Here is a 9,531-nt window from a genome sequence, read left to right on the forward strand (position 1 = left end):
TTTCTTTATATTTTATTTTATCTAGCACAACAAGTTAAGTTCAGACTTTTTTATGCAAGAAATGTGGTGTACACCACAATACATTACTGTATGTCATAAATCGTTTTAAGTCAATGTTTTCCGGGAATTTTTAACAGGAAATTTTTATATGCAGAGAAAAACTGCCAGCCGGACAAGCCAGCTGGCAGAAAATGTGATTTTTCAATTGTTTTTTAGTATTCCACACCAAAGTGATCGAATAATACTCTCTCTGCTTCTGCGCTCCACAGACCGCGGTTTGCTTTGCAGATCTCGTCCAGTTTCTTGAAGAGAGGATCGGTCTCGCCGAGTTTTCCGAAATCTTCAATTGCTGTCATTGGCATGTTAAACTGTGTATAGCTTAACTTCTTTCCGCCCGGGATCTTTGGCAGGTTCAGGGTTGTCTCTGCAATACTGTCGATACCGCCGACGTGTGTTACCATAACTGCCGGTTCGATCTTTCCTTTGGCAGCCAGTTCATTCGCTTCGATCAGGTCATCGTTGTTTCCACCTGTAGTACCGAGAATATGTGTGCTTGTATAATGGCAGTTGTACAGATTGATCTCTGCTTTGAACTGGTTGTCTGTCGGACCTGCAAAGAAATTCATGCAGCCATCGAATGCAAGGAGCTTATCGCCCATTTCTGCAACCGCTCTGTTTGGAATGTATACGAATACATCGTCATAGCCTTTGCCGCCGGTGATCGCTTTTAATTCTTCAACCGGATCAGCCATTTTTGCGGTGTTTACATAGAGAAGTTCTACGCCGTTTTCTGCTGCTTTTGCTTCCGGGATAACTTCTCTTGCACGCTCGATCTTGGCGTCGTCAATATCTGTTACAACGATCCGTTTCGGGCGGTTTTCGATCTGGATACCGTAGCTGACTGCACCAAGTCCCATCGGTCCGCAGCCGCCGAGGATGATGATATCGCCGCCTGCTTTTGTTCCTACGGAAAGGTCATGGTTGCGTTTGTTTGTGTGGTAGTTTCCGTGGTATCCTCCGATGATACAGCTCATCGGCTCACCAAGGGACGCTCCGAAGAAGCTGTCACCTTCGTATGGCATCAGGCAGCCAAGTTCCATAACTTCGTGAGGGATGATGCAGTAAGTGCAGGCTCCACCGAAGTATTCATAGGAATATCCAGGAGATGCAAGGCTTCCTTTGTAGTTCAGTGCCGGCTGCTGTGCGAATTTCATGCCCGGTTTGAACTGATCTTTCCATTTTTCACCGACTTCTACGATCACACCTGCGAATTCATGTCCGATGATGATCGGGTTGGTGTCGATGTTCTGTGGTGCTCTTTTGTGTTTCTTACCCTGCTCTGCAAGTTTGTAGGTGGACATGCAGATACTGTCACTCATGATCTTTACGAGGATCTCGTCGTCTTTGATCTGCGGTAATTCAAACTCTTCCAGTCTTAAATCTCTTGTTCCATACATTCTCACTGCTTTTGTTTTCATGATAAATTCTCCTTTTCTATTCTTTATATATTTGAAGTAAGTTTTTTATAAAATCTCCATCTCCACCTGCGGGATCAGCTCGTCTACAACTGCTCTTGCCGGCGGCTTTGTTCCGACGGTTGTCACGGCTCCTGCGGACGTTGCCATGCAGAGTCTTACGGTTTCTTCATCACCGAGTTTTTTGTCCCAGGAATATGCAAGGGCTGCTACCATTGCATCTCCGGCTCCTACGGTGGAATGTGCTTTGACAGACAATGCCGGGCATCTTGCCACAAACTTGTCTCTTACGATCATCGCGCCGCCTTTTCCCATGGAGATCGCTACAGTTTTGATTCCGTTGTTCTGGAATTTTTCTGCCAGAGCTTTGAGTTCTCCCATGGAAAGCCTGTAATCTGCTCCGATGTATTCTTCCAGTTCTACCTGATTCGGTTTGATGATGTCCGGAGATGCTTTCAGCGCATTGCGGAACAGTTCTCCATCTGCATCCATCAGGACGGAACCGCCTTTTTCATGGACACTCTCTGTGATCGCTGCGTAAATGTTTTTGTCGACACCTGCCGGAATGCTTCCTGCGAGAACGACCAGAGTTTCTTTGTCTGTGTGCTCACAGATCTTCTGGATCAGTTCTTCCACCTGTGCTTCGTTGATGACCGGTCCTGGCTCATTTAATTCTGTCACACCGCCGCTCTTTTCAAAAACTTTGGTGTTGGTTCTTGTCTCGCCTTCCACCCAGATAAAATCGTGCTGGATGTTCCAGGATGTAAGTACGTTCTCGATCGTCTTTCCTGCATTTCCTCCGAGGAATCCCATCGCAAGGCTCTCACCGCCAAGTTCGTGGATCGTTTTGGAAACGTTGATTCCTTTTCCTCCGGCATCGTATTCTACCTTCTGGATGCGGTTCAGTCCGTTTGGCACGAGCTGTTCGATCTCTACGGTCTTGTCGATCGCCGGGTTCATTGTTACTGTTATGATCATTTCTTTACTCCTTTCCTGTGAGGACTTTGTAAATTTTATCTGCGTCATAATCTGCAATATTTGCACTCACTTCTTCATCAAGCATTGCTTCTGCGATCTGTGCCAGAATGTCGAGATGTGCATCTCCGACTCCTGCGATCCCGATCACGATGCGGACCGGATTGCCGTCCCAGTCGATCGGTTCTTTGAAGGTCTGTACGGAGATCCCTGACTGTAAAACTCTCTTCTTTGCAGCTTCAACACCGTGCGGAAGAGCAAGTCCGTTTCCCATAAATGTGGAACATGTTTTTTCTCTCTCGAGCATCGCCTCTGCATATTCCGGCTCTACATAACCTGTCTCCACAAGCATCTTTCCTGCTGCCATGATCGCTTCCTGCTTTGTCGCCGGTGCACAGCCTGTGCGGATGTTCTCACGGTACAGAAGTTCTTTCTTTTCGATCACCGGTGCTGTTTCTGCTTTCTGAGCTTTTTCTTTTTTTGATTTAAAAAACATGTAAGTTACCTCCCTGAATTCTTTTTCATTTTCTATTTTTTGAAGTTCCGATTTGTTTTTGCTTCCCTCTTTGTGACTTTATTATACGCATGGCAAATGGGAAATTTCAATTTAAAGAAAGGGGGATTTGGCACCATCCCTTAGTGCCAAAATTGAAGAAAAAAGACGTTTTATAACAACAAAAAGGACTGTCGTTTATGACAGTCCTGAAATGTATTTCCTGAAATATTGTTTTAGATGTCTGGACAGCAGCGTGCGGATCTGCTCCTTGCCGCCCTGCTCTGCGACCTCCATAAATTCCGGTTCTTCGATGAGCATGCCGCTGATGTGTCCCATGATGTCATTGTTGATCTTTACCAGCTCATCGTCTGGTACCAGCATGACAAAAGCCACCGTGATCTGTTTGAAATACGGATCTTTAAATGCCACATTTTCCTCCGGCATGCACACGGCAAATACCGGGCGCGTCACGCCTTTTGTTCTGGTATGCAGGAGCGCAAAGCCAAACTCCGCAAAGATCTGCGAGGACACCTGCTCCCTCCGCATCAGATCCTCCTGGATGATCTGGCTCTGGTCGGAATATGGCGAAAGTCTCTCACCGATCTGATGCAGAAGTTCCTCAAACGTAATGTCCACATCCACATAAAAAAGCTCCATATCCTTAATGACAATGTTGATCTGTGCCGCCATCTGGTTGATCTGGTCAAGCTGCACGGAAAAAAGATCTTCCTGTTTATGTTTGGTCGGCATCCGCTGATACTGATAGATCATCTTACGGATCTGATCGATGTCCTCCTCATTTAGAAGCGGGTTGACATGGATCACCGGGATCTCCGCTTTTTCGATCGGAAGACTGGATACAAAAAAGTCTGTTTTTCCCTGTACATAGGAAGTAATGTCGTTTTTGCCATAAGCAGTAAGGTTCACGCGGTCGCCAAACAGCTTATTGAGCTTCGACAGCATCAGACGGGAAATACCGATCCCGCTCGAGCAGACGATTCCCACATCCACTTGCCGGATCTCTTCTTTGCGTCCTTCCTGACGCACCATAGCCGCACCGAAATGCACGGTCAGAAATCCTGTCTCCTCCTCCGGAACCGGCTTTCCGGTAAAACGTTCCAGCACTTTGGAAACGTTCAGGCATTTTTGGTAAATATCCGTATAATTCTGTTTAATATCATCCAGCACCGGATTCTGGATCTGCATACCGTGATCCAGGCGGATCAAAGTCGGACGTAAGTGTGCGAGAAGACCCTGGATAAATTCCTCATCTTGCTTCAGAAGATACGCACTTTCCGGGTCAAAAGCATCCACCATTTCATTAAGAAGCCCCCGGAGTTCCCTGTTCTCGATCGCATTGATCTTCTTTCCGTCCCACTGGATCTTTTCATGCTTTGCTCCCTTGATATGCAGGCAGATATAGGAAACCTCCACTGCCGGGATCTCGATCTCAAACTCTTCCTCCAGCTCTTCTACGATCTGCTCTGCAAGGTGATAATCTGCATCCTCCACAAGTCCCTGCTGCCAGGATGCATCCGTGTCGATCACTTCATCCTTGAGGATCCGGTTGATCGCGATCGCAATATGGATCACCAGACCGACATAGGAACTCTCTGTCAGAGTCATCACACGGGTATTGTCCATCCCTGACAGGCAGGCGATCACACGCTTCACGATATCATCATTCAAGATCTTACCGATATCTCCGTACTGCAGCGATGCATAACCCTCTGCGTCACTCTCTGTAGACTCGTAGGCTTCTCTCAGCATATGGGTATCAATATTTTCGTTGATAAATGCACGGATCGCACGGCGGTATGCTTCCTCACTTCCGGAAATGGAGATCCCGCTTCCCGGCTTGCGCGTGATCCGGAGCCCGTATCTGGTCAGCCATCCTTCGATTGCCTCCAGATCTGCACTGATCGTCGCCTCACTTACCTGGAAACGGCTGCTGTAATAAAACAGTTTGCGGAGTTCTTTTTCCTTGAGGATCTCAAGCGTCAGACGCTTCCTGCGTTCTTCGCGGTTGCTGACATCCAGGCGGTCATCCATCGACAGATCGTGCCGCAGTTCCTGTTTTTTGTCCTCGCTGCCCTCGAGCCAGATGCCGATTCCTGTTTTGGAATTCAAGGTGATCTCATATCCTTTGAGGATCGTGTTGATAGAATCCATCTCTCTCTGGATCGTGCGCTTGCTTAAATTCATCTGCTCTGCAAGCGCTTTCACAGAGATCGGCGCATTCTGTTCCAGAAGAATCTGCAGGATCTGGCTGACGCGGGGCGAAATATTGCTTAACTTCATCGTGTTCCCCCGTTCTGTGCATCCTGGATGCACTGGATCAGTTTTGTGTATTCTTCTCTGTCGGTAAATCCGGCGATCACATGACAGGCTTTCTCATGCAGCTGTGGATTCAGCGCATAAAATTCTTTCTGACAGACGATCAGGTCAATGTCCTCTTCGATCAGGTCTGCGGCATAAACTTCCACCTGGATCCCGGTGATACCGGCTGTTTTGAGTGCGCGTCGGAACAGGGCCGCACCCATTGCGCTGGAGCCCATTCCTCCGTTACAGACGAAGCCTATTTTATGTAAGTTCTGATAAATATTTTCTGGCATGGGTTTCTCCTCCTGTTCTGATGCAGTTTCCAGTTCACGCTCCAGTCCGGACATTTCTGTATTTTCTTTCTCAAGTTCTTCCTGCTTCTCACTCTCCGGTATTTCCGACTGCGGCACTTCTTTCCTCTCACCTCTCCAGCACAGATACAGATAACTTCCAACGCCGGACACAGCCGTAGAAACAAAGATCCCTCCAAGCACCGGCAGCATACTGCTTCTTCCTGCCATGATCAGAATAGTCAGAACACTTCCCGGCGAGATCACGCCCGCTGTCTCACAGTGAAAAATGGAAAACCAGATACTTCCCGCAACACCACCCACGATCAATGGAAGCAGAAGTCCCATATCCGCAAGTACAAAGGGAAAATAAACTTCATGGATTCCTCCGATCGCCTGTGTAAATGCAGCTGTCGCCAGTTCCTGACGGCGTTTGACATTTTTTCTTTTGTATAAAAGCAGTCCAAGCAGCATCCCAAGTCCCGGTCCCGGGTTCGTCTCAAGCAGAAAAAGGAGCGAACCTCCAGTCTGCTCTGCCTGGCTCATCCCCAGCGGAACAAGGATCCCATGGTTCATGATATTGTTCAGGAAAAAAACCTTCGCCGGCTCGATCAGGACATTCAGGACTGCGATATAGCCATGCTCCAGGATCCATCCGATGCAGCTGCCGGCTGCTTCTGCAAAGACAGTCACTGCTTCTGCCAGAAGATAATATTCCCCGACCGCAAGAACCGCCCCGGTAAGCCCCAGGAGCAAATTTCGGAACAGCATCTTGGTCTCTGCGAAACAGTCCTGCTCCAGAAATTCCCGCTCTTTTTTCCAGAGGTATCCTCCGAGTGGAGCTGAGACCATCGCCCCAAAGATCCCTGCCTCCGGATCCCGCAGAAGGATCCCGCAGAGTGCCATGACTGCCGCCAGCCCTCCAAATGAATCGCTGAGAAGGTTTCCGCCCTCATAGGCGATCATGCATGGCAGGACATAGCGATAAGCAACCTGTGAGATCGCATAGATATCTTCATTCGGAAACCACCCTTCGGTCTGGAATACCACAGACAGAAGACCGATAAAGACAAAAATGCCGATGTTTTTCATGATGATCCTTGAATAAAATTTTCCTGTTTTCTGTATCACATTCATAACGTTCCCCCACGTCAGACAGACTCCCCGCCGCCTGTCTGCTACCCGTTTTAATTCTGTAAATAATTTTATCATACAACAATCCCACCCGTCAATTCGCTCCGGTTAAGGTGCATAACCAACGTGTGGGATGTTACTGTTCACTCCGTTCACAGTAACTTGGTCAAAATGCATTCCAAATCACCTTCGGTGATGGCATTTTGCCCTGTATGTCTCGGGATTTTGCCATATTCATGGCAAAACACCTCGCGGGATATTACCCGTGAACAGTTACGTGTGGGATCATTGCGGTTATATTAAAATTTTAGAGGGCATCTGATAAATTATAAATTTCTCTTTTTCAGATTTTCTACCAGTGTTGCATATTCCGGTGCAGCAAGGAAGTTGGTGATCAGGATGCGTTCTGCATTCGGATTGCTGTGTGCGGCGCGCTCTCCCAGTTCCTCATGTGTGACAACGATCTGTACATCTGCCGGGATGCTGGATACCGGAGTGTGGATGACTTCGATTCCCTCAAGACCTGCTGCTGCAAGTTTTTTCTTGAGGACCGTTGCGCCCATTGCGCTGGATCCCATTCCTGCATCGCATGCAAAAGCGATCTTTGTTACTTTTCCTGTATTTGCTGCCGGTACAGTAGCTGCTGTTTCTGCTGCGATTCCTTTTGCCTGTTTTTTCATGGCATCTTTCTGACGCTGTGCATCTTCCAGTGATGTATCCTTGCCCATGAATTTGAGGATCGGCACGGAGATTGCAAAGGAGACAAGTGCTGCCACTGCAACGCCGACGATCAGTCCAAAATAGCTATGTTTTTCTGCCATCATCATGATCGCGATGATACTTCCCGGTGAAGCCGGAGCGGTAAGACCTACGTTAAATAAGTTGAAGCAGAAGATTCCACTTGCGCCGCCTGCGATGACAGAGATCAGAAGCAACGGGTTCATAAGGATGTACGGGAAATAGATTTCATGGATTCCGCCGAGGAAATGGATGATCACTGCTCCAGGTGCAGAGCTCTTCGCATTTCCTTTGCCTGCGATGCAGTAAGCAAGCAGGATTCCAAGTCCCGGTCCCGGGTTTGCTTCAAGCAGGAAGAAAATGGATTTTCCTGTTTCCTCTACCTGCTGGATTCCCATTGGGGATAAGATCCCGTGGTTGATCGCGTTGTTTAAGAATAATACTTTTGCAGGTTCGATAAAGATACTTGCCAGCGGAAGAAGTCCGTGTGAAACAAAGACATCTACACCGGCTCTCATAACGGAGTTCATTCCTGTTACGAGCGGGGCAACTCCATACATGGCAAGACATGCAAGGATCGCACCGATGATACCAAGCGAAAAGTTATTTACCAGCATTTCAAAGCCGGCTTTGATGTGACTCTCAACTGCTTTGTCAAATTTCTTGATGATCCATGCAGCCAGCGGTCCGACGATCATAGCACCGATGAACATCGGGATGTCAGAACCGACGATCACACCCATGGTCGCGATCGCACCGATCACGCCGCCGCGCTGTCCTGCTACGGCAGAACCGCCAGTGTATGCGATCAGAAGCGGCAGCAGTACGGTTGACATCGGAGTTACAAACTGTGCGAGTTTCTCATTCGGACACCATCCTGTCTCGATAAAAAGCGCTGTGATGAGCCCCCATGCGATGAATGCGCCGATGTTCGGCATGACCATTCCGCTCAAAAACCTTCCAAATACCTGAACTTTTTCTTTCATTGTGTTTACACCTCATTTTGATTTTTTTGTGAACAGATTCCCTTCTCTCTGTCCGTCTTTTCGGTTTTGTTTTACTTTTTTTCTGAGGTGTAACCGGCCAGTTACTCTCTTCTTGATGAGTTCATTATAGCGAAAAACCATTGTACTTTTCAAGAAATAGAAAAAGAGATTTGGCACCATCCCTTAGTGCCAAATCTCCTTAATGTTTTTCATAAATGTCCCTAACATCTGTTGCGTTTGTTGACAAAATAATTCAGGATCCCGCCGCCAACGATGATTACCATTGCAACGCCAACGACTCTCTTGGCAGCTTCCTGCGGGAGCTGGCTCTTGGAGCCGATGGAATCTGAATAAAAAGTTAATGTATAATCAATCTCATGCGGTGTTCCCATCGCTGTTGTGTCTGCCACCACCGGCATTGCCTCATCAAGTGTAAGGATCGGGATCTCAAATACAGAGTTCATGCCCTCTTCATTCGTCGGAAGATATTTCTCCCCGTCCACGATCATGTAATCATAATTTGAACTGCTCCACTGAATCTGTGCGTATCCGTTTCCGTCCTTCACGGTAAAAAGTGTCGGGGAAGTCACGCTCGCCTTGCCGCTTCCGCCCTCCAGATCTACCTGAATGGAATATTCTCCATCTTCCCTGTCAAATTCTACCGCCTGCATTTCTGTCGTATCTGCTGCCGCCATACAGACAAATGGTGCAGTACAGGAGGATACCAGTGCTGCCAGAGAACAGACTGTCAGAAATTTCTTATATTTATGCATCGTACTTCAAACCCCGTTTCATTTTTCATTACTCTGAAAACTACTATAGCACAGCAAATCACACATTGCAAACTATATAATGTTCTAGTATAATAAAAAGAATGTGAGTAATTATATCAATTAATATTTTTAAATATCAGGAGGTTTTTTACCAATGAAAGGAACATTATATGGCGTAGGAGTCGGACCTGGGGATCCGGAATTAATGACACTGAAGGCAGTCCGCATGATCCGCGAGAATGAGATCATCGCCGTACCGGGAGCAGATGTCAAAGAAACCGTTGCCTACAAGATCGCAGTCCAGGCAGTGCCGGAATTAGCCGACAAAGAACTTCTTCCGAT

Annotated in this window: 8 protein-coding genes; 1 reads left to right on the forward strand and 7 read right to left on the reverse strand. The window is 47.5% G+C overall.

Features of this window, described 5'->3' with window-relative positions; all coding sequences use genetic code 11:
- Window positions 1–212 precede the first annotated feature (212 nt).
- The 7 genes from QZL69_RS10905 to QZL69_RS10935 all read right to left on the reverse strand — a co-directional run bounded on the left by QZL69_RS10905 (window position 213) and on the right by QZL69_RS10935 (window position 9,189).
- Window positions 213–1,478, reverse strand: coding sequence for a zinc-binding dehydrogenase (locus QZL69_RS10905; RefSeq protein ID WP_022215237.1), 1,266 nt, complete (start codon window positions 1,476–1,478; stop codon window positions 213–215).
- Between the two features lie 45 nt (window positions 1,479–1,523).
- Window positions 1,524–2,453, reverse strand: coding sequence for a 1-phosphofructokinase (pfkB, locus tag QZL69_RS10910; RefSeq protein ID WP_022215238.1), 930 nt, complete (start codon window positions 2,451–2,453; stop codon window positions 1,524–1,526).
- Window positions 2,454–2,457: 4 nt separating this feature from the next.
- Window positions 2,458–2,946: a PTS sugar transporter subunit IIA gene (locus tag QZL69_RS10915; RefSeq protein ID WP_022215239.1), complete on the reverse strand. Its 489-nt coding sequence runs from the start codon at window positions 2,944–2,946 to the stop codon at window positions 2,458–2,460.
- Between the two features lie 195 nt (window positions 2,947–3,141).
- A complete protein-coding gene (locus QZL69_RS10920) occupies window positions 3,142–5,247 on the reverse strand; it encodes a BglG family transcription antiterminator (RefSeq protein ID WP_022215240.1) in 2,106 nt (701 codons plus the stop codon).
- Window positions 5,244–6,770: a PTS mannitol transporter subunit IICB gene (locus tag QZL69_RS10925; protein WP_022215241.1), complete on the reverse strand. Its 1,527-nt coding sequence runs from the start codon at window positions 6,768–6,770 to the stop codon at window positions 5,244–5,246. Before QZL69_RS10925 ends, QZL69_RS10920 begins: the two co-directional genes overlap by 4 nt.
- Before the next feature lie 248 nt (window positions 6,771–7,018).
- Window positions 7,019–8,416, reverse strand: coding sequence for a PTS mannitol transporter subunit IICB (locus QZL69_RS10930; RefSeq protein ID WP_022215242.1), 1,398 nt, complete (start codon window positions 8,414–8,416; stop codon window positions 7,019–7,021).
- Between the two features lie 221 nt (window positions 8,417–8,637).
- Complete coding sequence (locus QZL69_RS10935) at window positions 8,638–9,189, reverse strand: hypothetical protein (protein WP_022215243.1); 552 nt, start codon at window positions 9,187–9,189, stop codon at window positions 8,638–8,640.
- A gap of 154 nt (window positions 9,190–9,343) precedes the next feature.
- On the opposite strand from QZL69_RS10935, the gene QZL69_RS10940 reads away from it, so the two are divergent.
- A partial coding sequence (locus tag QZL69_RS10940; protein ID WP_291519433.1) for an SAM-dependent methyltransferase occupies window positions 9,344–9,531 on the forward strand: 188 nt, incomplete at its 3' end.

The sequence above is a fragment of the Blautia sp. CAG:237 genome (assembly GCF_000436615.1).
In the GTDB taxonomy this organism is placed as follows: Bacteria; Bacillota; Clostridia; order Lachnospirales; family Lachnospiraceae; genus Blautia_A; species Blautia_A intestinihominis.